This is a genomic window from Streptomyces sp. NPDC101194 (genome assembly GCF_044767885.1).
Taxonomy (GTDB): Bacteria; Actinomycetota; Actinomycetes; order Streptomycetales; family Streptomycetaceae; genus Streptomyces.
On sequence record NZ_JBIWOS010000009.1, the window covers coordinates 159,462 to 182,757 of the forward strand.

A 23,296-nucleotide genomic window follows, 5' to 3' on the forward strand; every position below is an offset into this window, starting at 1 on the left:
ACGCTATGAGGCCCTCGGTCATGCGACAAGCGAATGTTTAGCATTGATGCCATGACGAGTTCGCATGACATGGGTCTCGGCCTGTATGAGATCTTTCTGGCTGTCGCCCTGGAGGGCTCCTTCACCGGTGCCGCCCGCACCCTCGGCTACACCCAGTCGGCTGTTTCACGTCAGGTGCAGAGTCTGGAGGAGGAGGCCGGGGCACAGTTGTTCGAACGGCTGCCGCGCGGGGTGCGGCTCACCGAGGCAGGCCGAGTGCTGCTGCCCCACGCGGAGGCGGTGCGCAACCGGCTCACGGCGGCACGCGCGGAGCTGGACGCGCTCCGGACCCTGGACGGGGGGCTGTTGCGGCTCGGCTCGTTCTCCAGCGCCAACGCCACGTTGGTGCCGCGGGCGCAGGCAGAGTTCAGGGTCCGGCATCCGGGCGTCACCATCACCCGCATCGAGGGACCGTCCGTGAAGCACCTGGGGCGGATCGTCGGAGGCGAGGAGGACTTGGCTGTGGTCAGCCCAGCTCTCGGTGCTCCCCCGCCCGACGGCGCGACCCTTCACCACCTGCTGGACGAGCCCATGCTGGTTGCCCTGCCGCGCGGCCACGCGCATGCGGGCCGACGCGCGGTACGGCTCGCCGACCTGGCCGACGAGGAGTGGGTCGTCGGCCATGAAAGCCTGGCGGACACCCTGTTCCGCCCTCTCGTCGACAGCGGCTTCACCCCCCGTACCGGGTTGATCGCACAGGACTGGATCGCCAAGCTCGGCGCGGTCGCAGCGGGGCTCGGCATCACCCTTGTACCGGCGTTGGCCGCTGCGTCCGTGAGCCGGGACGTCGTCCTCGTCACCATCCACCCGCACGACGTGCCCTACCGGCAGGTGTACGCGGCGACTCCCCCCACACCGACGGAAGCTGCCCGGACGTTCCTCAAGGTCCTCCACGAGACAGCGGCCGCATTGCGCGGATCCCGCGGATTCTCCCGACGTGCGGCGCGGTGACGCCCGTTGCCCGGAAGCATGCGGTTCCGGTCCACGTCCGCGAGTCGACTCAGGCGGGCAACAGGGAGTTCCCCTGCTCCCACGATCGCCCCAGCAATCCACTCACGCCGTCGCTGCTTGTACCTCCCGCGGCTCGGTGGGGAGTTCATTCTGTCTCCGCGCAGCCCGCATCACCTCCGCGGCCTCGCCGTCGACCAGCACATGGACCACGAGCGGCAGTTGCTGACGCACCGGCTCGTCAACGCCGAGGGAATGGGACGCGCCCCGCAAGGGCCCGCCGGGATCGTCGTCCCCGCGCCCACGGATCTGCGCGATGGCCTCGCGGACCGTCTTCGTGACCGCGACAGCCGGGGAACGGCGGCGCCGGACTTGCGGCACACGGACATGGCCTTGTGGGAGAAGAACGCCGAGTCCGCGCGGACGACGACGCGCGCGGTGATGCTCACGGCCCGGACGTGGTCGGGGCCTCACGCTGCAGACGGGGCTCCCTTGCCGGAGCCGGCCGCTTTCGCCGATGTTCTGCCGTCGACACGGCATCCGCCGCGACATGGGGCGCGTCGGCTCGAGCCACGTCCTGGCCGCGTTCATGCGGCAGGCCATCGCTGCGAACGGCATCATGGGCGGCGGCATCGTCGCCTCGTCTCCTACCCGGACAAGAGCGGTGCACCCCCGTCGCGTTCCTGCGCCTGCGGTGCTGCCCGGGAGGGTGTAGGCAGGAAATATGCGCCTGCGGCAGCGGTTTGCAGACCGTCCTCGCTCACGGCACACCAGTGACGCTCTGCTGGCGCTGCCGCTGGGTTTGATCATGACAATCGTGCTGACCGACGTGCTGAGCCCCGGTTTGCCGATGGGCCCGTCGCTGCTGATCGTGGCGCCCGCGCTCACCGCGTCTTTCGCCTCCACCCGCATGACCGGGGCGATCGCTGCGCTGGCGGTGGCGGGCATGCTCATCATCGGCCTTCAGGAGAACCAGCTGCTCGGCAGATGGACGGACTTCGGGACGCAGCTCATCGTCCTGCTGGTGGTCTCGGTGATCGTGACGGTCTTCCGTTATCTGCAAGAGCGGCACGCCCATGAGCTGGCGCTGGTGCGGACGGTGTCGGAGGCCACGCAGCGGGTGGTACTGCGGCCGCTGCCGCACCGTATCGGCCCGCTGCGGGTCGGATCGGTGTATATGGCGGCGCAGGAGCAGGCCCTGCTCGGCGGCGACCTGTACGCGGCCGTCCGTACCCCCACGGGCACCCGGCTGATCATCGGGGATGTGATGGGCAAGGGTCTGACCGCGATCAGCGACGCCGCTCTGCTGCTGGGCGCCTTCCGGGAGGGCGCGCACCGTGAGACCGGTCTGCCCGACCTCGCGGCCTACCTGGACCACAGCGTGTGCTGGAACCTGGCCGACCCCACCGAGGCGGAGAAGGCCGGCGAGTGCTTCATCACCGCCGCCATCCTCGACATCCCCGACGCGCTGCCGCAGGTGGACATGGTCACCTGCGGGCATCCGCCCGCCTTGCTGCTGGACGGCCAGAAGGTCTCCACCTTGCACGCCACCTGCCCCGCCCCGCCGCTGGGCCTGGGTGAACTGGTCGGCCACCTCTACCACGTCGACACCTTCACGTTCGGCCCCGGAGACACGCTGCTGCTGCACACCGACGGGGTGATCGAGGCCCGGAATGCCAAGGGCGTCTTCTACCCGCTGTCCGAACGCGCCGCCTCGTGGGGCCACCACAACCCCTCCGCGCTGGTCCACCACCTGCGCACCGATCTCATCGCCCACGTCGGCGGACACCTGGCCGACGACGCCGCCGCGATCGCCGTCCAACGCAGCCGACGGCCGCCGGCTGCCGAGACGGCCGAGCAGGCGCTCCTACCGCGACCCACTGGCGAAAGCGACCAAGCACTCAATTCGGTGATCTGAGCACGGGCGGGTTCACGCTCGTCCTCGCCACCGCCGACTCCCCGGATGCCGTACTACGCGCGGTCCTCGTACACCATGCCGTGTGCCCTCCAGTCGATCGCCTTGGCAGACGCTCCTCCCCTGCCGGAGCCCGGCCTCGGCCGACAGGGCGGTGACGCCGCTCCTTTTCTTCTCGTACGGGCGTGCAGCGTCGCCACCACCCCGTCACGACGTTGACCAGCGGGTTTATAGGTCTACAGCGGCAGCGGAGTGGCGGGGCTGCGGAATTTCGTCGCCCTGGCTCTCGACCTGGAGGACAGCGAAGTCGGCGTTGGTCGCCGCGATGGTTTCGGGGTACGCCTGAGCCTTCTCATGTTCGGCCAGAGCCCGGTAGATACTGGATGTCAGCGTCGTCCAGCCCCAGATCACCGATGGAGGCGACGTCCAGCATCACCGTGAGCAGACTGTCCGCTCCGCACCGAGCTCGATCTGCGGCACAGCGTCGATCTTCCCAGCAAGTGAACCAATACACGTTGCCTTGGAGGCTGTGGCTACGGCTGCGCGGGTGATTGGGTAGGCGTGGGTTCCCCGCCCGGGGCGGGATGGGTTGCCCAGCTGTCGGTGGTTTGCGGCTCGGTCCGGCTCCCTCTGTTGGACACCACGCCGCAGACCGCGAAGGTCACCCCCAACACGCCGAAGATGATCGCCAAGTTGCCCTTCGCTTGGATGTCCGCCTGCCGCGCTGCAACCTCCCTCCCCCAGAACGCCGCATCCTTCTGCATGGTCGACTGGTGCTCGAAGAAGCAGCGCATGAAGCGCTGATCGGGTGGAGCATCTGCCCTGGCGTCGCAGTCGGCGTCCTTGAAGAGATCGATCTTGTTGCTGTACATGTCCAGCGGCTCATCGGGCACCTGAGAGGTCGCGCTCAGTGCGACCGCCGACAAGATCACCGCCGTGGTCATGCTGAGCATCGCCAAGACGATGCACAACACGGTTCCGGAACTGCGCCCTTGGGATGACATGACAGGGAGATTGACGGCATGCGTGAATCACCGTCAGTCCGGCTGCGCTTGCTGACCAGTTCGCCGGATGCGCCCGACTTTCCTGCCTCCCGTGCCTGATGAAGAGCCATGCCGCAGCAGGGACCTCATCAGGTTCAGAGAAAGGTACTTACGATCCGTCGGCCGCATGGCGTGGCCGAGTGCGGGGCGGCGGCCCTGGTCGCCGCCGCATCGGTCTCCTTGGTGGTGCGGCTGCTCGTGCGGGTGGGCGAGGCGCTCGTACGGTGATGGCCCGTCGTGGCCGTGCTCGCCCTGGCGCCTGGCGCGCTGCGGCAGCCGCGCGAGCACACGGCACGAGGACGGCGTCTGTCCGTGCTGCGGTTCACCCTGGCGGAGATCGACGCGCTGGACGACCGGCAGCTTCATCCGCGACACCAGGGAGTGGAGGCCGGTCCTCGCATGAGCCCGACCGGGTTCGAGCACGCCTGCGCCGAACTCCTCTGAGCGCCCCGCTTCGTCGCCTTCGTGAGACATCCGCCCTCAGCGAACGGCCAAACAACCTCTGACCTGGGAGTTTCAGTGGATCACCAGGATCACACCCCCTCATGGCTGCCTGTACGTCCTGTACATTTTTCACAGAAGCTCGCACAGGCCCTGCACAGACCCGGATACGCGGACTGCGTACAGACCCGGAGGAGAGGCGTCACCCATGCCGTTCCGTCCCAGCGCCCGCTACGTACTGCCCGAGTTCACCGAGCGCACCACCAGCGGAACCCGCACCTTCGACCCGTATTCCAAGCTGCTCGCCGAGCGGATCGTGTTCCTGGGCACCCCGGTCGACGACACCGCGGCCAACGACCTGATCGCCCAGTTCATGTATCTGGAGCATGACGATCCGGACCGACCCGTCTCCCTCTACATCAACTCCCCCGGAGGCTCGTTCGAAGCCATGTCCGCGATCTACGACACCATGGAGTACCTCACCTGCGACGTGGAGACCTTCTGCCTGGGCCAGGCCGGTTCCTGCGCCTCCGTACTGCTCGCCGCAGGCGCTCCGGGCCGACGGCACGCACTGCCGGGAGCCCGGGTCGTCGTACAGCAACCCGCGCTCAGCGAGCCGGTGCAGGGCCGGCCTTCCGACCTGGAGATCGAGGCCCTGGAGCTGGAACGGGTCCGCGAAATGCTCATCACACTGCTGGCCCGCCACACCGGCCGTGACGCAGAGCGGATCGCCACCGACATCGAGCGCGATCTCATTCTCGACGCCCCGGGCGCCAAGGCGTACGGCCTGGTGGACCACCTCACACAGAACCGGAAGTCATCGCTCCCCACGTATGGCACGAGGTGAACGCCCGGTGCAGCCGCCACACTTGCCGCAACTGCCCGCACTGACCCGCGCGGAGGGGGAGTTCATCGACCACTACCTCGAAGTCCTCGACCAGTTGGGCCGGATCAATCCGGCCCGTGGCAGCGACACCTACGGCGCGTTGCGCGCCGCGCAGGCACTCGTGTCCCGGGCGGGCGCGCTGCGGGATGCCCTCGCGTCGATGCATGAACGCGGCGAGGCGCAGATCCACACGGGAACCCTGGCACGAGCGCTGCGCGTACTGGACGGGGAGCGGCGGGCCGGACGTGTCACCGTACCCCCCGCTCCGCCGAGTTGATCAGTCTCCACCGGCCCCGGCACCGCCGGGGTCCGGTCGGCTCCCCCACCCCCGCCGACAGCCGGGATTCGGCCAACTCCCGTACACGACACGCCCGGTGGGTACATCGAAATTCCTCGCTCGTTCGGCGTAGGAAGCCCCCCTCACGACGGATATCTCAACTTGCGCTTTTCAGATGACCAGTGAACGGAATCAACGATTCCAGTGCTGGTACGAGACGGGTCCCGGTGAACGACCCCACCCGAGAGTGCGCCGCCTCCACCCGAACGGGTCATTCGTGATGATCCACGCAAATCATCGCTTCCCTTCGGAAATCCGGCAGTCGGTGAGTCAAGATCCCTGGGACGACAAGCCCCCGTCACCGCGACGGGGCGGTCCGGGCGGACGCCGAGTCCTGCCGTCGTCCGGATGTCTGGTCGACAGAAGTGGATCGGCAGGAGTGGAGGACCCGAGCACAACGGGTCGGCCGGATCACCGGTCGATCCTCGGGGTGAAGCCGCCGAGCGCGGCCGGGCAACTTCGCCAGCCCGAACCCGACAGGTCATCCTTCACAGGCGGCTGACGAAGGGTTGCGCATGACTGCGCAGGTTCATGTCCCGTCTCTGCTCGTCCGGGCCGGTACGGCCTCGGTTCTGACTCTCGCCGCCGTCGGCGGCACCGTGCTCGCCCCCGGCGCCACGCCGGAGGCCCAGGCGGCGACTCCCTCGATGAAGGCGCTGAACATCGCCGCGTCGAAGAAGGGGGCGCCGTACCGGTGGGGGGCCACCGGTCCCAACCTCTTCGACTGTTCGGGACTGACGGTCTATTCGTTCAAGAAGGCAGGCAAGCGGCTCCCCCGCACCGCCCAGCAGCAGTACAACAAGACCCGCCATGTCTCGGCCTCGCACAGGAAACGCGGCGACCTGGTCTTCTTCCATTACGGTCGCAGCGTCTACCACGTGGGGATCTACGCCGGCCACGGCAAGATCTGGCACTCGCCGAGGACCGGCGCGGTGGTCCGACTGGAGAAGATCTGGACGAAGCGCGTCTACTACGGGCGGGTCGGCTGACCCGTCCGGCGGATCCTCACCTCCCTCCGGCCCCGACCCGCCGGCGGTGCACCGCCCCGTGCCGCTGATCCGCTCGTCACCGGTGCGGGGCGGTCACCCGACCCGACGCGGCACGCCCTGCGTCGCTCCCGCCCTCGGTCAGCCCTGCACGGGGATGCTCCAGGGAAGCGCGATCCAGACCGTCTTGCCGCCGTCGGCGGTGGGGGTGACGGTGAGCCGGCCGCCGCACTCCTTGGCGAGACAACGGATGATCACCATGCCGCGCCCGTTGTCCTGCTGAACGGCGGCGGGCAGCCTGCGGGGCCAGCGTGGGTGACTGTCCGTCACCCCCAGATAGAGCTGTTCCTCCTGCTCCAGTCTCAGGTCCACGGTGAAGGTGGGCGACTGCCCGAAGGTGTGCTGGACGGCGTTGGTCGCAAGCTCCGAGACGATGAGGCGGATACTGTCGGCGAACTCGGTGTCGACGGTCAGGCCCCATTCGGTGAGCACCCGGACCACATGCTTCCGGGCCGCCGAAACCGAGGCCGGATCGCTCGGCAGAGTGACGCTTGCTTCTTGATGGTCTGCCATGGCGAGCCGTCCCTTTCCCACCCGGACCGACGCTGGATCGGCCCCGGTTGCGCTTCGCGCCAGATTGCCATCGATGCTGCCCTCCGCGACGGCGATCCATCAGGATATGCATATATCTGTCGCTCAATGCGGTGAACCCTGCCCCACGAAACCGTTTGCGGGCGCCACACTGTCCGCTCGGCACGAGAGGGAGGGAGGCCGCGCATGCAGTACGGCCCTGCGGTACGACGCCGCAAGCTCGGGGAGGAGCTCCGGAGTCTGCGCCACGCGTCGGGACTGACCAGTCGGGACGCCGCGCGGATGCTCGGCTGGCACCAGTCCAAGGTGAGCCGGATCGAGACCGGTGTCAGTGGGGTGCGCCCGGCCGACGTGGCCGGGCTGATGGACGCGTACGGCGTGGACGACACCCGGCTCCGGACGCTCCTGGAGACGTTGGCGGGCTCGGCGGGCGGTGGCGGCACCGGGTGGTGGCATGCCTATCGTGGTCTGATTCCGCCGCAGTACCGCGACTTCATCAGTCTGGAGTCGCAGGCGCGGACCGCACGGACCCTGGAGACCTCGGTGGTGCCGGGACTTCTGCAGACGGCGGACTACGCACGCGCGGTGACCCGGGCTTCGCTGGACGATCCACCCGCCGGCCGGCTGGACTCCCTGGTGGAGGTGCGGCTCGCCCGGCAGGGGGTGCTGCGGACCGATCCGCCGCTGCGGCTGAGCGCGGTGCTCGACGAGGCGGTGCTGCGGCGCGAGGTCGGCGGGCGCCTGGTGATGAGGAACCAGCTGCGCCATCTGGCTCGGGTGGCCCAACTTCCCCATGTCGAACTCCAGTTACTGCCGTTCTCGGTCGGCGGCTACGCCGGCCTCACCGGACCTTTCGTTATCTTCTCATTTCCGAACACTTCTGATCTGGACGTGGTAGTTCTTGACCATTTGACGAGTAGCCTCTACCTGGAGCGGAAAGAAGACCTTGAGGCGTACAGCTCGGCCTTCCGCACCATGCAGGCACATGCGCTGTCGCCGCAGCACTCGTTGGACCTCATCGCCGCGATCGACCGCGGCGGTCAGTAACCCCGGACCGCCCGAGAGGGGCGTCATGTCGGATTGCCTCGCACAGCACGAGTTACGGTGGCGGCGCAGCAGCCGCAGCACGGGAATGAACAACTGCGTGGAAACCGCGCCGTTCGGTCACGGGCGGCTGGCCGTGCGGGACTCCAAGGACGTGTCCAGGCCACCACTGCGGTTCTCCGCGGCGGCCTGGACCACCTTCGTCTCCGGCCTGCGCCGGGGTCCGGACGACTGACAGGCAGGACCGTCCCACGAAGGAAGCCGTCCGCGGAAGCGGTCGATCGACCGTCGGGGTCAGCCGACGGGGGCGGTTCGCCGCACGATCGCCACAGCCTTGGCGATCTGTTCCTCGGTCAGGTCCGCCCGCGCCGTCAGCCGCAGCCGGGAGACGCCGTCCGGCACCGACGGCGGCCGGAAGCAACCCACCGCGATGCCTGCGGCGCGACAGTCGGCCGCCCAGCGCACAGCCGCCTGTGCCGAGGGTGCCCGCACCGAGACCACGGCCGCGTCGGGGCGTGCGACGGTCAGCCCGCCCGCCGTCAGCCCCGCGTACAACGCGGCGGCCACCGCCCGGGCCCTGGCGGCGCGCTCCGGCTCGCGGCTCAGCAGTCGCAGGCTGCCCAGGGCGGCGCCCACGGCGGCCGGTGCCAGACCCGTGTCGAAGATGAACGTACGGGCCGTGTTGACCAGGTGTTCGATGACCGCGGCCGGACCGAGTACCGCTCCACCCTGGCTGCCCAGGGACTTGGAGAGGGTGAGTGTGGTGACGATTCCCTCGCCGCCGGCCAGACCCGCGGCGGCGAGCGCACCCCGACCGCCCTCCCCCAGCACACCGAAGCCGTGCGCGTCGTCGACGAGCAGTGCGGCACCCTCCGCCCGGCAGGCTTCGGCCAGTTCGGGCAGTGGCGCGGCGTCGCCGTCCACCGAGAAGACCGAGTCGCTGACCACCAGCGCGCGCCCCGCGTGTGCCCGCAGAGTCTTGCGCACGGCATCCGGATCGGAGTGCGGCACGACGGCGGTCTCGGCCCGGGAGAGTCGGCAACCGTCCACGATCGAGGCGTGGTTGCCGGCGTCGGAGACGATCAGCGAGCCACGGCCGGTGAGCGCGGTGAGGGCGGCGAGATTGGCCGCGTAGCCGGAGGACAGCACCAGTGCCGCCTCGAAGCCACAGAAATCAGCCAGTTGGTCCTCGAACTCGGCGTGCAGCGCGGTGGAGCCGGTCACGAGCCGTGATCCGGTCGCGCCCGCACCCCACCGGTGGGCGGCCTCCGCCGCTGCGGCGGTGACGTCGGGGTGCCGGGTCAACCCCAGATAGTCGTTGCTCGCGAGATCCAGGAGCTCCGGTTCGGCGGGTCGGGGGCGGAGCGTGCGGACGAGTCCGGCGTCCGCACGGCGGCGCGCCTCGTCGTCGATCCAGTCGAACGGGTCGAAGGGCATGAGCGGTCCCTTTTGTAGGCAGCTCACAGAGGCTAACCGGGGGCGCAGCCGGTCATGGTGTGGCAATACACACACCCTCGACGCGCGCTGTTGTCCGGTTCCTCCTTGGCCGCGGGCCGTGCCATAGGCCAGGATCAACGCCATGGACCTCCTGAACACGCTGGTGGACAAGGGACTGCGGCGCGAAATGCCGACCCGGGAAGAAGCTCTCGCCGTACTGGCGACCTCGGACGACGATCTGCTCGAAGTGGTGGCCGCGGCCGGAAAGGTGCGTCGTCAGTGGTTCGGGCGACGCGTGAAACTGAACTATCTGGTCAATCTCAAGTCCGGGCTCTGCCCCGAGGACTGCTCGTACTGCTCGCAACGGCTGGGATCGAAGGCCGAGATCCTCAAGTACACCTGGCTGAAACCGGACGAGGCCTCGAAGGCCGCCGCGGCCGGGGTGGCGGGTGGCGCCAAGCGGGTGTGTCTGGTGGCGAGCGGTCGTGGCCCGACGGACCGTGATGTCGACCGGGTGTCGGAGACCATCGAGGCGATCAAGGACCGGCACGAGGGCGTCGAGGTGTGCGCCTGCCTCGGTCTGCTCTCCGACGGACAGGCCGAGCGGTTGCGTTCGGCGGGCGCGGACGCGTACAACCACAACCTCAACACGTCCGAGGGCACGTACGGCGACATCACCACCACCCACACCTACGCGGACCGGGTGGAGACCGTGCAGCAGGCGCAGGCCGCCGGGCTCTCGGCGTGCTCCGGGCTGATCGCCGGGATGGGGGAGAGCGACGCCGATCTGGTCGATGTCGTCTTCTCGCTGCGCGAACTGGACCCGGACTCGGTGCCGGTGAACTTCCTGATCCCGTTCGAGGGAACCCCGCTGGCCAAGGAGTGGAATCTCACCCCGCAGCGGTGCCTGCGCATTCTGGCGATGGTCAGGTTCGTCTGTCCGGATGTGGAGGTACGGCTCGCGGGCGGGCGCGAGGTGCATCTGCGTTCGATGCAGCCGCTCGCCCTGCACCTGGTCAACTCCATCTTCCTCGGCGACTACCTCACCAGTGAGGGGCAGGCGGGGCAGGCGGATCTGGACATGATCGCGGACGCCGGTTTCGAGGTGGAGGGAGCGGGGACGACGACCCTGCCCCCGCACCGCGCGCAGCCGGGTGGTGGCTGTGGTGCGCACGAGGGCGGGTGCGCACCCTGCGGCGACGGGCCCGGTGAGGCCGTTGCCGAGACCGGTGAGGTCCCGGCCGCACGCACGGATCTGGTGGCGGTGCGCCGGCGCGGAGCGGGAACGGAACTCGCCCCCAATGCCTGAGCTCCTCTCCCCGGCCGAGCTGCGGTCCCTGGACCGGGCCCATGTCTGGCATCCGTACGGCCCGATGCCCGGACGTCAGGAGCCGCTGGTCGTGGAGTCGGCGTCCGGGGTTCGGCTCCGACTCGCCGAACCGGCCCACGGGCAGGACGAACTGGTCGACGGCATGTCGTCCTGGTGGTCCGCGGTGCACGGATACAACCACCCGGTGCTCAACGAGGCGGCACGCGGTCAGCTGGACCGGATGAGTCATGTGATGTTCGGCGGGCTCACCCATGAGCCCGCCGTTCGGCTGGCCACCCGGCTGGTCGAGATCACCCCGGAGCCGCTGCGGCATGTCTTCCTGGCCGACTCCGGCTCCGTGTCGGTCGAGGTCGCGGTGAAGATGTGTCTGCAGTACTGGCGATCGGCCGGGCGGCCCGCGAAACAGAGGCTGCTGACGTGGCGCGGCGGCTATCACGGGGACACCTGGCAGCCGATGTCGGTGTGCGACCCCGAGGGCGGCATGCACGGGCTGTGGTCGGGCGTGCTGCCTCGGCAGGTCTTCGCGGACGAGCCGCCGGCCGGTTACGACACCGAACCGGATGCCGCGTACGTGCGCCATCTGCGGGAGCTGATCGCGGAGCACGCCGACCGGCTGGCCGCGGTGATCGTGGAGCCGGTGGTGCAGGGCGCGGGCGGGATGCGCTTCCACTCCCCCGCCTATCTGCGCGTGCTGCGCGAGGCGTGCGACGCGCATGACGTGCTGCTGGTGTTCGACGAGATCGCCACGGGTTTCGGCCGTACGGGGAAGCTGTTCGCCGCCGGTCACGCGGGGATCTCTCCCGATGTCATGTGCGTGGGCAAGGCGCTGACCGGCGGCTATCTGACGATGGCGGCGACGCTGTGCACCTCACGGGTCGCGGAGGGCATCTCCAGCGGCGAGGTGCCGGTGCTGGCCCATGGACCGACGTTCATGGCCAACCCGCTCGCCGCCTCGGTGGCGTGTGCCTCCATCGACCTGCTGCTCGGCCAGGACTGGGAGCGGGAGGTCCGGCGGATCGGTGCGGGACTGAGGGACGGTCTCGCCCCGGCGGCGGCACTGCCCGGGGTCCGGGATGTGAGGGTGCTGGGCGCCATCGGTGTCGTACAGCTCGATCACGAGGTGGACATGGAGACCGCCACCCGGGCCGCGGTACGGGAGGGCGTGTGGCTGCGGCCGTTCCGCGACCTCATCTACACGATGCCGCCCTATGTGACCGGTGATGACGACGTGGCGCGGATCTGCCGCGCCGTGTGCGCGGCTGCGCGGGAGGGCTGAGATGACGGTTCTGGTGGTGACGGGCACGGGCACGGAGATCGGCAAGACGGTCGTGACCGCGGCCGTGGCGGCGTGCCGGGATCGGGCCGTCGCGGTGCTCAAGCCCGCGCAGACGGGGCTGGCGCCCGGCGAACCGGGGGACGCGGCCGAAGTGGTACGGCTGGCGGGCGGCCATGTGACTGCGGTCGAACTGGCCCGGTACCCCGATCCGTTGGCCCCGGCGACGGCCGCCCGCAGAGCCGGACTCCCACCGGTGCGGCCGTACGAGATCGCCGAGGCGGCCGGGAAGCTGGCGGCCGAACATGATCTGGTGCTGGTCGAGGGCGCGGGCGGACTGCTCGTACGGTTCGACGAGGAGGGCTCGACCCTTGCCGACGCGGCCCGACTGTTGTCCGCGCCGGTCGTGGTGGTGACGCCGGCCGGGTTGGGCACGCTCAATACCACCGCGCTGACCGCGGAGGCCCTGCGGGCGCGGGGGCTGGAGTGCCTCGGCGTGGTGGTGGGCAGTATGCCCGCCGAGCCGGACCTCGCGGCGCGGTGCAATCTGGAGGATCTCCCACTGGTGGCGGACGCCCCGTTGCTGGGTGTGGTGCCGGCCGGTGCGGGCGCACTGGCTCCCGCCGACTTCCGTTCCCGGGCGGGTAGTTGGCTGTCGGCTCGGCTGGGAGGGGATCGGCCCGCCGGATGAGCGGCCCAGGCGCACGGGACGGGGGAGAATCGAAGTAGTCGTACCTTTCCGGTCGAACGCCGTGCGGCCGGGCGCCGTGTGGAGGAGGTCCGTCATGCGTCTGCGCGACACGAAGATCCCGCAGGACACGGTGCACCACCCCGTCTTCGCCCGGTTCTACGCCCGGATGAGCGTGGCGGCGGAGACGGGGGCGGGGCTGGCCGCGGTGCGCTCGGAGCTGTTGGCCGGCCTGTCCGGCCGGGTCATCGAAATAGGTGCGGGCAACGGCCTGAACTTCGCGCACTACCCGCCCACGGTGTCGGAGGTGGTGGCCGTCGAACCCGAGCGCGTCCTGCGGCAGTTGGCTGTGCGATCGGCGCTGCGCGCCGGGGTTCCGGTGGATGTGGTGCCGGGCACGGCGGAATCCCTTCCGGTGAAGAGCGAGGCGTTCGACGGGGCGGTCGCGTCGCTGGTGTTGTGCACCGTTCGAAATGTGGAGCGTTCGCTCGCGGAGATCGTACGGGTGTTGCGACCGGGCGGTGAGCTGCGCTTCTTCGAGCATGTGCGGGCCGACGACCGGGCCATGGCAGCGATCCAGCGCGCACTGGACCACACCGTGTGGCCGCTGGTGACCGGCGGGTGTCACACGGCGCGCGACACCCTGGCCGCCGTCGAGAGGGCCGGATTCGTGGTGGAGGCCTACCGCCGGGTCAGGATGCCTGACTGGGGAGTCCGGCTGCCCACATCCGCCTGTGTGCTGGGCGTGGCACGGCGGCCGACGGTGGACTGACGCGTCCGCCCGGCACGGCGTGCGGCGTCGTCACGGGCTCCACCGGCGTGTTCGCCCACCGCGGTGTGCGGGGCCGTCACAGGCTCCACTGGCGCAGTTCGTCGGCGATGGCCCGGACGTCCGCCTTGCCCTCCTTCACCAGCCTGGCCAGATCGCGCACCTGCTCCGGCGAGGTGATGACCTTCAGCCCGGAGGCGACGAGATAGCCGTACGCGACAGCGGAGGAGAACATCGCGTTTGAGTGTTCGAGCGCGGGGACGTGGAGCAGCAGCTGCAGCAGGGCGGCGGCCCTGGAGTGCGGGTCGCTGTAGACGGGACTGCCGAAGATCTCGGCCTCATGGCGGGCCACCGCGGCCACGAGCGCCCCCCAGTCGACGACCTGCGGATCGCCGGGGGTCTTGTGCTCGGCCACCATGAGCAGCCAGGAAAGGTCGATCTGGAGGTTCAACGCGTGCCTTTGCGCTCCGGGCCGAACTCCTCGGCGAAGACCGACTCGTACTGCTTCATGAAGTCGGCCGCGGCCTCGACAAAGGTGTGTCCGACCTCGCCCGCATCCTGCCTCACGAGCTCCTCTATGTAGCGGTTCACGCTCATCCCCCTCTGCAGCGCGCGCTGTCGCGCGGCCTCGGCGGTCGCCTCGTCCACTCTCACGTTCAGCTGAGTCTTGGGCACGACAACACGCTAGCGCCGGTCCGCTAGCACCGGCAAGGGGGGCACCAAGGTGCCCCGTACACCGGTCGCCGGTACGGCCCCCCTCCCCGCAGCCGCGCACTTCCGTCCGCAGGCCCTCCGCCGTGCTCACCTCACGCGCCGACGACCGTGCGGTGTTACAAAGGTCAATGTGGCCACACGTTTCGGCCGATTCCGGAACGCACCGGTTCGGTCACTCACGGACAGGCGCCCCTGGAGCCTCGCTGGACAGGTCTTCGCCCTCCAGGTGGTTGTGGTGGTGTTCCTCGTGGCGGCCGCTGTGCTGGCGCTCGTACTCCAGTCCCGGCACGACAACAGCGCGGAGGCGAGAAATCGTTCGATCGCCGTCGCGCAGACGTTCGCGCACTCACCCGGCATTCTGGCCGCGTTGAGGTCGCCGGACCCCTCCAAGGTGCTCCAGCCGCACGCCGAGGCCGCACGGAAGGCCGCCGACGTCGACTTCATCGTGGTGACGAACACGAAGGGGATCCGCTACACGCATCCCCAGCCGGACCAGATCGGGAAGAGGTTCGTCGGCAGCATCGGGCCGCCGCTGGCCGGCCATGTGTACACCGAGAGCGTCAACGGCCCGTTGGGCCACGAGGTGCAGGCCCTCGTCCCCGTCTTCGATCACGGGGACAAGGTCGTGGCCGTGGTGGCCGCGGGCCTGAAGGTCACCCACGTGACCGGTGTGGTGGCCCGGCAGCTTCCGATCATCCTCGGCACCGGAGCGGCCGCGCTCGCCGTCGCCACGGGCGGAACCGCGCTGGTGGCCAGGCGCCTGCGGCGGCAGACCCACCGCCTGGGCCCCGCCGAGATGACCCGCATGTACGAGCATCATGACGCGGTGCTGCACGCCGTGCGCGAAGGCGTACTCATCGTCGGCGCCGACGGTCGGCTGCTGCTGGCCAACGACGAGGCGAGACGGCTGCTGAATCTGCCGCGCGACGCCGAGGGACGGCAGGTCTCGGACCTGCCCGGCCTCGATCCCGGCACGGTCGAACTGCTCGCCTCGGGCCGGCCCGCCACGGACGAGGTGCATCTTGCGGGAGACCGCCTGCTCTCGGTGAGCCAGCGCCCCACGGAACGTCACGGCGCCCGCGAAGGGACCGTCGCGACCTTGCGCGACTCCACGGAGCTGCGGGCGCTGTCGGGCCGGGCGGAGAGCGCCCGCCAGCGGCTGAGACTGCTGTACGACGCCGGGCTCGGCATCGGTACGACCCTCGACGTGGCGAGCACGGCCGAGGAACTGGCACGGGTCGCGGTCCCCCGTCTCGCCGACTTCGTCACCGTCGATCTGGCCGACCCGGTTCTGCGCGGCGACGAGCCGACCGGTACGAACACGGACCTGCGCCGCGCCGCCGTGCACGGCATCCGGGACGACCACCCGCTCTATGAACGCGGCCGGCTGCACGAATTCCTCCCCTCCACACCGCAGGCACGGGCCCTGCGGAACGGCCGGTCGCAGCTGGTGCCCGAGCTGTGCATCGCACCCGACTGGCTCGCCCAGGACCCGGAGCGGACACGGTCGATCGTCGACTACGGAATCCATTCGCTCATCACCGTGCCGCTGCAGGCGCGCGGCGTCGTCCTCGGTGTGGTCGACTTCTGGCGGTCGGAGAAGCCCCAGCCCTTCGACACGGACGACCTGTCCCTGGCCGAGGAACTGGTCGCCCGGGCGTCGGTCAGCATCGACAACGCCCGCCGCTACACGCGGGAGCACGCCCTGGCCGTGACGCTGCAGCGCAGCCTGCTCCCCAGGGAGCTGCCCGAGCAGAGCGCCCTGGAGGTAGCCCATCGTTACCTGCCCGCGGTCTCCGGGGTGAGCGGCGACTGGTTCGACGTGATCCCCCTCCCGGGCAGCCGGGTGGCACTGGTCGTCGGAGACGTCGTCGGCCACGGCCTGCACGCGGCCGCCACCATGGGACGGCTCCGGACGGCCGTGCACAACTTCTCCACCCTCGACCTGACGCCCGACGAGATCCTCGGCCACCTCGACGACCTGGTCGGGCGCATCGACCAGGAGGAGGTGGAGACGGCCGTCGGCGCGGGGGTGATGGGAGCCACCTGTCTGTACGCGATCTACGATCCCGTCTCACGCGACTGCGCCATGGCGCGGGCCGGGCATCCGCCGCCCGCACTGGTCCGGCCCGACGGCGGCGGCGTGACGTTTCCCGACCTCCCGGCCGGACCGCCCCTGGGGCTGGGCGGTATGCCGTTCGAGACCGCGGAGATGGAACTGGAGGAGGGCACGCAGCTCGTCCTGTACACCGACGGGCTCGTCGAGGACCGCACCCGGGACATCGACGAGGGGATCGAGCTGCTGCGCCGGGTCCTGGCAGCCCATCCCGGCCGCTCACCGGAGGAGAGCTGCCGGGCGGTGCTCGACGAGCTCCTGCCCGGCCGGCCGAAGGACGACGTGGCGCTGCTCATCGCCCGTACCCGGGCGCTCCCGCCCGACTGTGTCGCCGAGTGGGACGTACCGTTCGATCCGGCCGCTGTGGCGGGGATGCGCGCCGCCGCGACCGAGAAGCTCGACGACTGGGGTCTGTCAGCGCTCTCGTTCGCCATGGAGCTGGTGCTCAGTGAGCTGGTCACCAACGCCATCCGCCACGGCTCCGCACCGGTCACGCTGCGGCTGCTGAACGATCACGGCCTGACGTGCGAGGTGGCCGACGGCAGCAGCACCTCACCCCATCTGCGCTATGCGGCCGCGACGGACGAGGGAGGCCGCGGCCTGTTCCTCGTCGCGCAACTGACCGAGCGCTGGGGCACCCGTTACACGCCTCAGGGGAAGGTCATCTGGGCCGAGCTGTCGCTGCCCGGGCCCGAGGAGGACGTGGACGGCACGGCGTTGCTGGACATGTTCGACACGGAGCTCTGAAGGCGGGATCTGAGGGTGACGGGATCCGGACCGCCGGGGTTCGCGGCCGATGGACTTCCGCGCCCATGGGGGTTGCGGTCGACGGGTTGCGCGGCCGACGCGATGTCCGGGGCGACGGAGCTTCCCGGCCGAAGCGTGAGCGGTGCCCCCCTGTCCGCTCCGTGAAGTCGCCCGGCGGTGAATTCGTTCGCCGAACGGGGCGGCGCTCTGCTTGGCTCGCACCATGAGCGATCTTCACATCCGTTGCGCCGACCTCGCCGACATCGACGCGGTGCTGCGATTCTGGCGGGAAGCCGCAGAGGGCACGAGCATCAGCGACGACCACGACGGGATGACCCGGCTCATTTCAAGAGACCCCGAGGCCCTGCTCCTGGCAGAACGTGACGGTCTTCTCGTGGGAACCGTCATAGCCGGTTTCGACGGCTGGCGATGCTCCGCCTACCGATTGGCCGTACATCCGGACCACCGGAGGCAAGGCATCGCCACCGCCTTGACGGCAGCGGCGGAACAGCGGTTCATGGCCTTGGGCGGGCGCCGGGTCGACGCCATGGTTCTGGAGGCCAACGACCGGGCCCACCGCACATGGGCCGCGGCCGGCTACCACCGCGAGGATCACTGGCGGCGCTGGGTGAAGCCGCTCACGGACTGAAGTCATCCGTCCGGAAGAGTGGTCGACTTTGCCGATCCTTTACGATGGACGGAGTCCTGACCGATCCTTCCGAAAGGTGTGAGCGTCCGCCCATGGGCGAGCCCCCCAGTAGTCGACATCGCCGACATCGAGCGATCCTCCTGCCCCTGCCCGATCATGGGACGGAGGTGAACCGATGACCGAAGTGCTTCTGCTGCTCGTGGCGGTGCTGCTCTCGCTCGCCTGCGGCGCCTTCGTGGCGGCCGAGTTCTCCCTGACGACCGTCGAGCGCGGTCAGCTCGAACGGGCCGTGGAGCGGGGTGAGCGCGGCGCGGCAGGCGCCATGAAGGCCGTGCGCAGCCTCACCTTCCAGCTCTCCGGCGCACAGCTCGGCATCACCGTCACCAACCTGGTGGTCGGCATGCTCTCCGAATCCTCGATCGCGAAACTGATCCGCGGTCCGGTGGAGGCCGTGGGCCTGTCCCCGAGCGTGGCGTCCTCCGCGGCCCTCGTCCTGGGAACGGCGCTGTCCACCGTGTTCCTGATGGTCGTCGGCGAGCTCGTCCCGAAGAACTGGGCGATCTCCTCCCCGCTCGCGGTGGCGAAGGCCGTGGCGACCCCGCAGCGGGCCTTCACCGCCGTCTTCCGGCCCTTCATCAGTCACCTCAACAACACCGCGAACCGGATCGTGCGCCGCTTGGGCATGGAACCGGCCGAGGAACTCGCCTCGGCCCGCAGCCCCCAGGAGCTGGTGGCGCTGGCCCGGCACTCCGCGAAGGAGGGGGCGCTGGAGGCGGACACCGCCGAGTTGTTCGTCCGCACCCTCAACCTGTCGGAGCTGACGGCGGAGAACGTCATGACGCCACGGGTGCAGGTCACGGCGCTGGAGGTGCAGGCGACCGCGGAGGACGTCGCGAATGCCACCCGCGCGACCGGCCTGTCCCGCTTCCCCGTCTACCGCGGCAGCCTCGACACCGTCGTCGGCGTGGCACACATCAAGGACGTGCTGGCCGTCCCGGCCGAGCAGCGATCCCGTACGCGCGTCTCGGAGATGCTGCGCGAGCCCCTGCTCGTACCGGAGACCCTCACCGTGGACCGCCTCCTGGACCGGCTGTCCGGCAAGCTCGCCATGGCCGTCGTCATCGACGAGTACGGCGGTACGGCCGGTGTCGTGACCCTGGAGGACATCGTCGAGGAGGTGGTCGGCGAGGTGCGCGACGAACACGATCCGCACGAGACGCCGGACCTGGCTCCGGCCGGCGAGGACGCCGACGGGCGAACCCTTTGGTCGGCCGACGGCGCCGCCCGACTCGACCAGCTCAAGAGAATCGGACTGCGTGTGCCGGACGGACCGTACGAAACGCTCGCCGGGCTCGTCGCCACCGAGGTCGGCCGCATCCCCGCCGTGGGTGACTCGATCGAGCTGGACGGCTGGCGGGTCGATGTGGTGGACGCCTCCGGGCGCCGTGCCGCGCGGGCCCTGCTGCATGCGCCGCTGCCCGACGACGAGCGGACGGAGGACGCACGGTGATCGCCGTCCAGCTCTTCATCGGACTGATGACCCTGGTCGTCAACGCCTTCTTCGTCGGCGCGGAGTTCGCTCTGATCTCCGTGCGCCGCAGCCAGATCGAGCCCGAGGCCGAGACGGGGAACCGGCGGGCGCGGAGCGTCGTCTGGGGCCTCGAACACGTATCGGCGCTGCTCGCGGCGGCGCAGCTCGGCATCACGCTGTGCACGCTGGTCCTCGGCATCGTCGCCGAACCGGCCATCGCGCATCTGCTGGAGCCCGTCTTCGACGCGGTGGGGGTGCCGCACGGACTGATCCATCCGATCTCGTTCGTGATCGCGCTGTCCGTGGCGACGTATCTGCACATGCTGCTCGGCGAGATGGTGCCCAAGAACATCGCGCTGGCCGAGCCCGTACGGGCCGCGCTGCTGCTCGGACCGCCGCTGGTCGCCCTCGCCAGGGCGCTGCGCCCGGTGATCTTCGCCATCAACGCCTTCGCCAACGCGCTGCTGAAACTCCTGCGGGTCGAGACGAAGGACGAAGTGTCCGCCACGTTCTCCGACGACGAGCTGGCCCGGCTGGTGAAGGACGCCGGGGATGCCGGACTGGTCGACGACCGCGCCGCCGAGCGGCTGCACCACGCCCTTGAGCTGGGCCGTCGCCCGGTGCGGGATGTGGTGATGCCGGTGGAGCGGGTGATGTACGCCAAGGTCGGGACGACGCCGGAACAGTTGGAACGGCTCTCGTACGAGACCGGATTCTCGCGCTTTCCGGTGATGGACAGCGAGGCGCGCATCCTCGGCTACCTCCATGTGAAGGACGCCCTGGACGCCGCACCGCGCGATGTGCCGTTCCCCGTCACGGCGATGCGCCCCATCGCCCGGGTGCGGGCCGCCACGCCGCTGGACGACGTGCTGACCGCGTTGCGGCGCAGCCGGACGCATCTGGCGGCGGTGGTGGACGAGGACGGCAGGCTGGCCGGAATGGTCACGATGGAGGACGTGCTGCGCGAACTGGTCGGACGGTCACAGGCGCGCTGATCGGAGGGCGGGGCCGGCGGGCGGTCCGGGGCGGATGCGGCCGCGGGCCGACCGGCGGGCCGCGAGGCGATCGGGTGCGCATCCGACCGCACCCGCGCTGCCGGCAGCCGGGGTGCGCGGTTCGGGTCCGGCCGCGCACCCTCCCGGTGAAAGGCACCGCCACCGGCACGGTTAAGCTGGCATTCCATGGCAATCAGCACCGCACTTTGGTCCTTCGCCCTGGTCGTAGGGCTCCTCACCCTCACTCCCGGTCTCGACACCGCTCTCGTCCTGCGCACCTCGGCGCTCGGTCGCCGCAAGCGTGCGCTCGGTGTCGTCCTCGGCATCCAGAGCGGCACTCTCGCCTGGGGCGCGCTCACCTCGCTCGGTGTCACGGCGCTGCTCACGGCCTCGCACATGGCGTACGAAGCGCTGCGTTACGCCGGAGCCGCCTATCTGCTCTGGATGGGCGGACGCTTGATCGTCGACACCCTGCGCGGCAGGCACACCGAGGAGGAGGAACAGGGGTCCGAAGCCCGTGCCGCGGGTCCTCACGGGACCGACAGCCTCACTGCCGGATGGCGGCAGGGCGCCCTGACCAATCTCCTCAACCCGAAGATGGGTGTGTTCTACGTCGCCGTCCTGCCCCAGTTCATACCGGCGGGCGCCCCGCACTTCGCCACGGGCCTGCTGCTGACCGGGGTGCACATCGCACTCGGTCTCCTCTGGTCGGCACTGCTGATCGCCTTCGCCCAGGCCCTGCGGGGCTGGCTGCAACGCCCTCAGGCCCGCAGGCTGCTGGACCGGATCACCGGAACCGTGATCACCGGATTCGGTCTGCGGCTGGCCCTCGGCGACTGAGGGGCTCTCGGCTCACAGCGGGCCGCCTCGCTCCGTACGGACCGCCCGCCGCCAGGGCCTTCGCACCGCCGTCCGGAGCCTCCCGGAGCCGTTCGGAGCATTTCCGAACCTCAGGGGCTGTCCGGAGGCGGTCGGATTGTGCCACGGTACGATCGCATCGCCATGGAATCGAATGCCTCATACACCAGTCTTGTCGCGGTCGGCGACTCGTTCACCGAGGGCATGTCGGACCTGCTGCCCGACGGCTCGTACCGGGGCTGGGCCGATGTCCTCGCCGGTCGGCTCGCGCTCCGTGGGCCGGGGTTCCGCTACGCGAACCTCGCCGTACGCGGCAAGCTGATCGGCCAGATCGTCGACGAGCAGGTCGATGTGGCCGCCGCCATGGGGGCGGATGTCATCACACTCGTCGGCGGCCTCAATGACACACTGCGGCCGAAGTGCGACATGGGCATGGTCCGCGGACGGCTCGAAGAGGCCGTGGAACGTCTCGCCCCCTCGTGCAAGAAGCTTGTGCTGATGCGCAGCCCCGGTCGCAACGGGCCGGTGATGGAGCGGTTCCGGCCACGGATGGAGGAATTGTTCTCCCTCGTCGACGCATTGGCGGCACGGCACGGAGCCTCGGTCGTCGATCTGTACGGGGCACCGGCTCTGGGTGATCCCCGCCTGTGGGACGTCGACCGGTTGCATCTGACGGCCGACGGGCACCGGAGGGTGGCGGAGGCGGTCTGGCAGACGCTCGGGCTGCCCCCCGAGAACGACTGGCGGACCCCGCTCCCCGCCTCGGTCCCACCGAAATGGGCGATACGACGTGTCGATGACCTCCGTTTCGCCCGCCGGCACCTGATGCCGTGGATCGGGCGCCGGCTGACCGGCCGCTCGTCCGGGGACGGACGAACGGGCGCCCAGTACAGCGCCGAACAGGGAAGGGCGTTCTGGGTCACCCCCGAAGACTCCCGCGAACCCGGCCCGGTGGCGACATGGCGCCGGGTGGACACGCCGCCGCCCTCGTAGCGAACCCACGAGCAGGACCGCGGCGGCGTCGGCCCGCACGAACCGCGGCGGCGTGGGTCGGCGACAATGTCCGCCGGGGCCGATGGCGCCCCACGATCTGGGGCGTTCCCCGGCCCGATTGGAGTGCGGTTGATGAGTTCGCAGCCGGTCAACGGCTTGATGGCTGCCGAGTTCGCCGTCCTCGACGCCTCGGAACTGGCCGGCGATCCGGAGCTGGAGGCCGGGTTCGCGGAGTCGGCACACCGGATTCTGGCTGACCTGGTCGGTCGGGGCGCCGCTCTGGGATGGGTGGAACCACCCTCCTTGGACGAGGTCGCCGTGCTGCTCGACCAGGTTGTCCGCGCGGTGCGGGCGGGGGACGCGGCCCTGCGTGTCGCCTACCTGGACCGGCGCCTTGTCGGACTGGGGTACTGGCTGCGGTACGCCCGGCCGACCCACAGGCCGCACGCTGATCTGGAGAAGGTCGCTGTGGACGACGCCGTCCACGGTCGCGGCGCCGGCCGGGCGCTGACCGCTGCCCTGATCGAGGACGCCCGGGCCGCCGCCGTCGAAGTTCTCACCCTGGACGCCCGTGGCGACAACGCCGTTGCCCTGCAGCTCTACCGCTCGCTGGGCTTCGCCGAGTACGGCCGCCTCCGCGACTTCGTCGCCGTCGGGCAACGCCGCTACGACAAGGTCTTCTACATGCTGGACTTCCGCCGAGAGAACTGACGGCCGCCACCCGCGATCAGGTGAGCGGTGCGTGCGCCTGCCGTTGGTTCTTGACCATGTGCGCGGGTAGGCGTGGTAGATATCTCCGCGGCGAACGGCCAGGACCGGGCGGCGCCGGGCCCGCGCCGCGGGCCGGGGTGACCGACGGCGGGCCCCACCCCCGGCGGCCCGTATCGCCGGAGCGCCCGCATGGTTCTTACGCTCCGGTGACGTGTCCGCGCGGTGCCGGTGCGGAGGGGATACCGGGACCTAACG

Annotated in this window: 24 protein-coding genes and 1 riboswitch; of the genes, 19 read left to right on the forward strand and 5 right to left on the reverse strand. The window is 70.0% G+C overall.

Annotation, left to right across the window (positions count from 1 at the left end):
- The first annotated feature begins 51 nt into the window (after positions 1 to 51).
- On the forward strand, positions 52 to 990 hold the full coding sequence (locus tag ACIRP2_RS29200) for a LysR family transcriptional regulator (RefSeq protein ID WP_404255385.1): 939 nt from the start codon (positions 52 to 54) through the stop codon (positions 988 to 990).
- A gap of 805 nt (positions 991 to 1,795) precedes the next feature.
- The gene (locus tag ACIRP2_RS29205) at positions 1,796 to 2,905 is read left to right on the forward strand and encodes a PP2C family protein-serine/threonine phosphatase (protein ID WP_404255387.1); all 1,110 of its coding nucleotides are present in this window, start codon (positions 1,796 to 1,798) and stop codon (positions 2,903 to 2,905) included.
- Positions 2,906 to 3,435: 530 nt separating this feature from the next.
- On the opposite strand, the gene ACIRP2_RS29210 is transcribed toward ACIRP2_RS29205, so the two are convergent.
- Positions 3,436 to 3,855, reverse strand: a complete 420-nt coding sequence (locus ACIRP2_RS29210; protein WP_404255389.1) for a hypothetical protein — start codon at positions 3,853 to 3,855, stop codon at positions 3,436 to 3,438.
- Between the two features lie 327 nt (positions 3,856 to 4,182).
- Between ACIRP2_RS29210 and ACIRP2_RS29215 the strand changes: the two genes are divergently transcribed.
- The 4 genes from ACIRP2_RS29215 to ACIRP2_RS29230 all read left to right on the forward strand — a co-directional run bounded on the left by ACIRP2_RS29215 (position 4,183) and on the right by ACIRP2_RS29230 (position 6,598).
- The gene (locus ACIRP2_RS29215) at positions 4,183 to 4,389 is read left to right on the forward strand and encodes a hypothetical protein (RefSeq protein ID WP_404255391.1); all 207 of its coding nucleotides are present in this window, start codon (positions 4,183 to 4,185) and stop codon (positions 4,387 to 4,389) included.
- A 205-nt stretch (positions 4,390 to 4,594) separates the two neighbouring features.
- Positions 4,595 to 5,233: an ATP-dependent Clp protease proteolytic subunit gene (locus tag ACIRP2_RS29220; RefSeq protein WP_404255393.1), complete on the forward strand. Its 639-nt coding sequence runs from the start codon at positions 4,595 to 4,597 to the stop codon at positions 5,231 to 5,233.
- Positions 5,234 to 5,240: 7 nt separating this feature from the next.
- Positions 5,241 to 5,549, forward strand: a complete 309-nt coding sequence (locus ACIRP2_RS29225; protein WP_404255395.1) for a hypothetical protein — start codon at positions 5,241 to 5,243, stop codon at positions 5,547 to 5,549.
- Positions 5,550 to 5,934: 385 nt separating this feature from the next.
- Positions 5,935 to 6,120: riboswitch (cyclic di-AMP (ydaO/yuaA leader) on the forward strand.
- Between the two features lie 4 nt (positions 6,121 to 6,124).
- A complete protein-coding gene (locus ACIRP2_RS29230; RefSeq protein ID WP_404255397.1) occupies positions 6,125 to 6,598 on the forward strand; it encodes a C40 family peptidase in 474 nt (157 codons plus the stop codon).
- Between the two features lie 138 nt (positions 6,599 to 6,736).
- On the opposite strand, the gene ACIRP2_RS29235 is transcribed toward ACIRP2_RS29230, so the two are convergent.
- Positions 6,737 to 7,168: an ATP-binding protein gene (locus ACIRP2_RS29235; protein ID WP_404255399.1), complete on the reverse strand. Its 432-nt coding sequence runs from the start codon at positions 7,166 to 7,168 to the stop codon at positions 6,737 to 6,739.
- Positions 7,169 to 7,372: 204 nt separating this feature from the next.
- On the opposite strand from ACIRP2_RS29235, the gene ACIRP2_RS29240 reads away from it, so the two are divergent.
- Together ACIRP2_RS29240 and ACIRP2_RS29245 are read left to right on the forward strand one after the other, a co-directional pair.
- Complete coding sequence (locus ACIRP2_RS29240; RefSeq protein ID WP_404255401.1) at positions 7,373 to 8,233, forward strand: helix-turn-helix domain-containing protein; 861 nt, start codon at positions 7,373 to 7,375, stop codon at positions 8,231 to 8,233.
- Positions 8,234 to 8,258: 25 nt separating this feature from the next.
- Positions 8,259 to 8,465: a DUF397 domain-containing protein gene (locus tag ACIRP2_RS29245; protein WP_404255403.1), complete on the forward strand. Its 207-nt coding sequence runs from the start codon at positions 8,259 to 8,261 to the stop codon at positions 8,463 to 8,465.
- Between the two features lie 59 nt (positions 8,466 to 8,524).
- On the opposite strand, the gene ACIRP2_RS29250 is transcribed toward ACIRP2_RS29245, so the two are convergent.
- Positions 8,525 to 9,667 (reverse strand): 8-amino-7-oxononanoate synthase, encoded by a 1,143-nt coding sequence (locus ACIRP2_RS29250; RefSeq protein WP_404255405.1) that lies wholly within the window; start codon positions 9,665 to 9,667, stop codon positions 8,525 to 8,527.
- A gap of 142 nt (positions 9,668 to 9,809) precedes the next feature.
- Here ACIRP2_RS29250 and bioB point away from each other — a divergent pair, with 142 nt between their 5' ends.
- The 4 genes from bioB (at position 9,810) to ACIRP2_RS29270 (ending at position 13,730) form a co-directional block, all read left to right on the forward strand.
- On the forward strand, positions 9,810 to 10,976 hold the full coding sequence (bioB, locus tag ACIRP2_RS29255; RefSeq protein WP_404255407.1) for a biotin synthase BioB: 1,167 nt from the start codon (positions 9,810 to 9,812) through the stop codon (positions 10,974 to 10,976).
- Positions 10,969 to 12,273 (forward strand): adenosylmethionine--8-amino-7-oxononanoate transaminase, encoded by a 1,305-nt coding sequence (locus ACIRP2_RS29260; RefSeq protein WP_404255409.1) that lies wholly within the window; start codon positions 10,969 to 10,971, stop codon positions 12,271 to 12,273. The genes bioB and ACIRP2_RS29260 overlap by 8 nt, the downstream gene beginning before the upstream one ends.
- A 1-nt stretch (position 12,274) precedes the next feature.
- Positions 12,275 to 12,961: a dethiobiotin synthase gene (gene bioD / locus ACIRP2_RS29265; protein ID WP_404255411.1), complete on the forward strand. Its 687-nt coding sequence runs from the start codon at positions 12,275 to 12,277 to the stop codon at positions 12,959 to 12,961.
- A 94-nt stretch (positions 12,962 to 13,055) separates the two neighbouring features.
- Complete coding sequence (locus ACIRP2_RS29270) at positions 13,056 to 13,730, forward strand: class I SAM-dependent methyltransferase (RefSeq protein ID WP_404255413.1); 675 nt, start codon at positions 13,056 to 13,058, stop codon at positions 13,728 to 13,730.
- Positions 13,731 to 13,806: 76 nt separating this feature from the next.
- Here the strand turns inward: ACIRP2_RS29270 and ACIRP2_RS29275 are convergent, their stop codons facing one another.
- Together ACIRP2_RS29275 and ACIRP2_RS29280 are read right to left on the reverse strand one after the other, a co-directional pair.
- Positions 13,807 to 14,178, reverse strand: coding sequence for a fic family toxin-antitoxin system, toxin component (locus tag ACIRP2_RS29275; protein ID WP_093551070.1), 372 nt, complete (start codon positions 14,176 to 14,178; stop codon positions 13,807 to 13,809).
- Positions 14,175 to 14,402: an antitoxin gene (locus ACIRP2_RS29280; RefSeq protein WP_093551072.1), complete on the reverse strand. Its 228-nt coding sequence runs from the start codon at positions 14,400 to 14,402 to the stop codon at positions 14,175 to 14,177. The genes ACIRP2_RS29275 and ACIRP2_RS29280 overlap by 4 nt, the downstream gene beginning before the upstream one ends.
- Before the next feature lie 169 nt (positions 14,403 to 14,571).
- On the opposite strand from ACIRP2_RS29280, the gene ACIRP2_RS29285 reads away from it, so the two are divergent.
- The 7 genes from ACIRP2_RS29285 (at position 14,572) to ACIRP2_RS29315 (ending at position 23,041) form a co-directional block, all read left to right on the forward strand.
- The gene (locus ACIRP2_RS29285; protein WP_404255416.1) at positions 14,572 to 17,304 is read left to right on the forward strand and encodes a SpoIIE family protein phosphatase; all 2,733 of its coding nucleotides are present in this window, start codon (positions 14,572 to 14,574) and stop codon (positions 17,302 to 17,304) included.
- Between the two features lie 223 nt (positions 17,305 to 17,527).
- The gene (locus ACIRP2_RS29290; RefSeq protein WP_404255418.1) at positions 17,528 to 17,953 is read left to right on the forward strand and encodes a GNAT family N-acetyltransferase; all 426 of its coding nucleotides are present in this window, start codon (positions 17,528 to 17,530) and stop codon (positions 17,951 to 17,953) included.
- Between the two features lie 175 nt (positions 17,954 to 18,128).
- On the forward strand, positions 18,129 to 19,463 hold the full coding sequence (locus ACIRP2_RS29295; RefSeq protein WP_404255420.1) for a hemolysin family protein: 1,335 nt from the start codon (positions 18,129 to 18,131) through the stop codon (positions 19,461 to 19,463).
- A complete protein-coding gene (locus ACIRP2_RS29300; RefSeq protein WP_404255422.1) occupies positions 19,460 to 20,479 on the forward strand; it encodes a hemolysin family protein in 1,020 nt (339 codons plus the stop codon). Before ACIRP2_RS29295 ends, ACIRP2_RS29300 begins: the two co-directional genes overlap by 4 nt.
- A gap of 186 nt (positions 20,480 to 20,665) precedes the next feature.
- Positions 20,666 to 21,319, forward strand: a complete 654-nt coding sequence (locus ACIRP2_RS29305; RefSeq protein ID WP_404255424.1) for a LysE family translocator — start codon at positions 20,666 to 20,668, stop codon at positions 21,317 to 21,319.
- Positions 21,320 to 21,481: 162 nt separating this feature from the next.
- A complete protein-coding gene (locus tag ACIRP2_RS29310; protein WP_404255426.1) occupies positions 21,482 to 22,330 on the forward strand; it encodes an SGNH/GDSL hydrolase family protein in 849 nt (282 codons plus the stop codon).
- A 132-nt stretch (positions 22,331 to 22,462) separates the two neighbouring features.
- Positions 22,463 to 23,041, forward strand: coding sequence for a GNAT family N-acetyltransferase (locus tag ACIRP2_RS29315; RefSeq protein WP_404255428.1), 579 nt, complete (start codon positions 22,463 to 22,465; stop codon positions 23,039 to 23,041).
- Positions 23,042 to 23,296: the final 255 nt, after the last annotated feature.

Excerpts from the sequence above, each read along its gene's own strand:
- ACIRP2_RS29200 (WP_404255385.1), top strand. The coding sequence starts at position 52 with ATGACGAGTTCGCATGACATGGGTCTCGGCCTGTATGAGATCTTTCTG.
- ACIRP2_RS29205 (WP_404255387.1), top strand. The coding sequence starts at position 1,796 with ATGACAATCGTGCTGACCGACGTGCTGAGCCCCGGTTTGCCGATGGGC.
- ACIRP2_RS29210 (WP_404255389.1), bottom strand. The coding sequence starts at position 3,855 with ATGCTCAGCATGACCACGGCGGTGATCTTGTCGGCGGTCGCACTGAGC.
- ACIRP2_RS29220 (WP_404255393.1), top strand. The coding sequence starts at position 4,595 with ATGCCGTTCCGTCCCAGCGCCCGCTACGTACTGCCCGAGTTCACCGAG.
- ACIRP2_RS29230 (WP_404255397.1), top strand. The coding sequence starts at position 6,125 with ATGACTGCGCAGGTTCATGTCCCGTCTCTGCTCGTCCGGGCCGGTACG.
- ACIRP2_RS29235 (WP_404255399.1), bottom strand. The coding sequence starts at position 7,168 with ATGGCAGACCATCAAGAAGCAAGCGTCACTCTGCCGAGCGATCCGGCC.
- ACIRP2_RS29240 (WP_404255401.1), top strand. The coding sequence starts at position 7,373 with ATGCAGTACGGCCCTGCGGTACGACGCCGCAAGCTCGGGGAGGAGCTC.
- ACIRP2_RS29245 (WP_404255403.1), top strand. The coding sequence starts at position 8,259 with ATGTCGGATTGCCTCGCACAGCACGAGTTACGGTGGCGGCGCAGCAGC.
- ACIRP2_RS29250 (WP_404255405.1), bottom strand. The coding sequence starts at position 9,667 with ATGCCCTTCGACCCGTTCGACTGGATCGACGACGAGGCGCGCCGCCGT.
- bioB (WP_404255407.1), top strand. The coding sequence starts at position 9,810 with ATGGACCTCCTGAACACGCTGGTGGACAAGGGACTGCGGCGCGAAATG.
- ACIRP2_RS29260 (WP_404255409.1), top strand. The coding sequence starts at position 10,969 with ATGCCTGAGCTCCTCTCCCCGGCCGAGCTGCGGTCCCTGGACCGGGCC.
- bioD (WP_404255411.1), top strand. The coding sequence starts at position 12,275 with ATGACGGTTCTGGTGGTGACGGGCACGGGCACGGAGATCGGCAAGACG.
- ACIRP2_RS29270 (WP_404255413.1), top strand. The coding sequence starts at position 13,056 with ATGCGTCTGCGCGACACGAAGATCCCGCAGGACACGGTGCACCACCCC.
- ACIRP2_RS29290 (WP_404255418.1), top strand. The coding sequence starts at position 17,528 with ATGAGCGATCTTCACATCCGTTGCGCCGACCTCGCCGACATCGACGCG.
- ACIRP2_RS29295 (WP_404255420.1), top strand. The coding sequence starts at position 18,129 with ATGACCGAAGTGCTTCTGCTGCTCGTGGCGGTGCTGCTCTCGCTCGCC.
- ACIRP2_RS29305 (WP_404255424.1), top strand. The coding sequence starts at position 20,666 with ATGGCAATCAGCACCGCACTTTGGTCCTTCGCCCTGGTCGTAGGGCTC.
- ACIRP2_RS29310 (WP_404255426.1), top strand. The coding sequence starts at position 21,482 with ATGGAATCGAATGCCTCATACACCAGTCTTGTCGCGGTCGGCGACTCG.
- ACIRP2_RS29315 (WP_404255428.1), top strand. The coding sequence starts at position 22,463 with ATGAGTTCGCAGCCGGTCAACGGCTTGATGGCTGCCGAGTTCGCCGTC.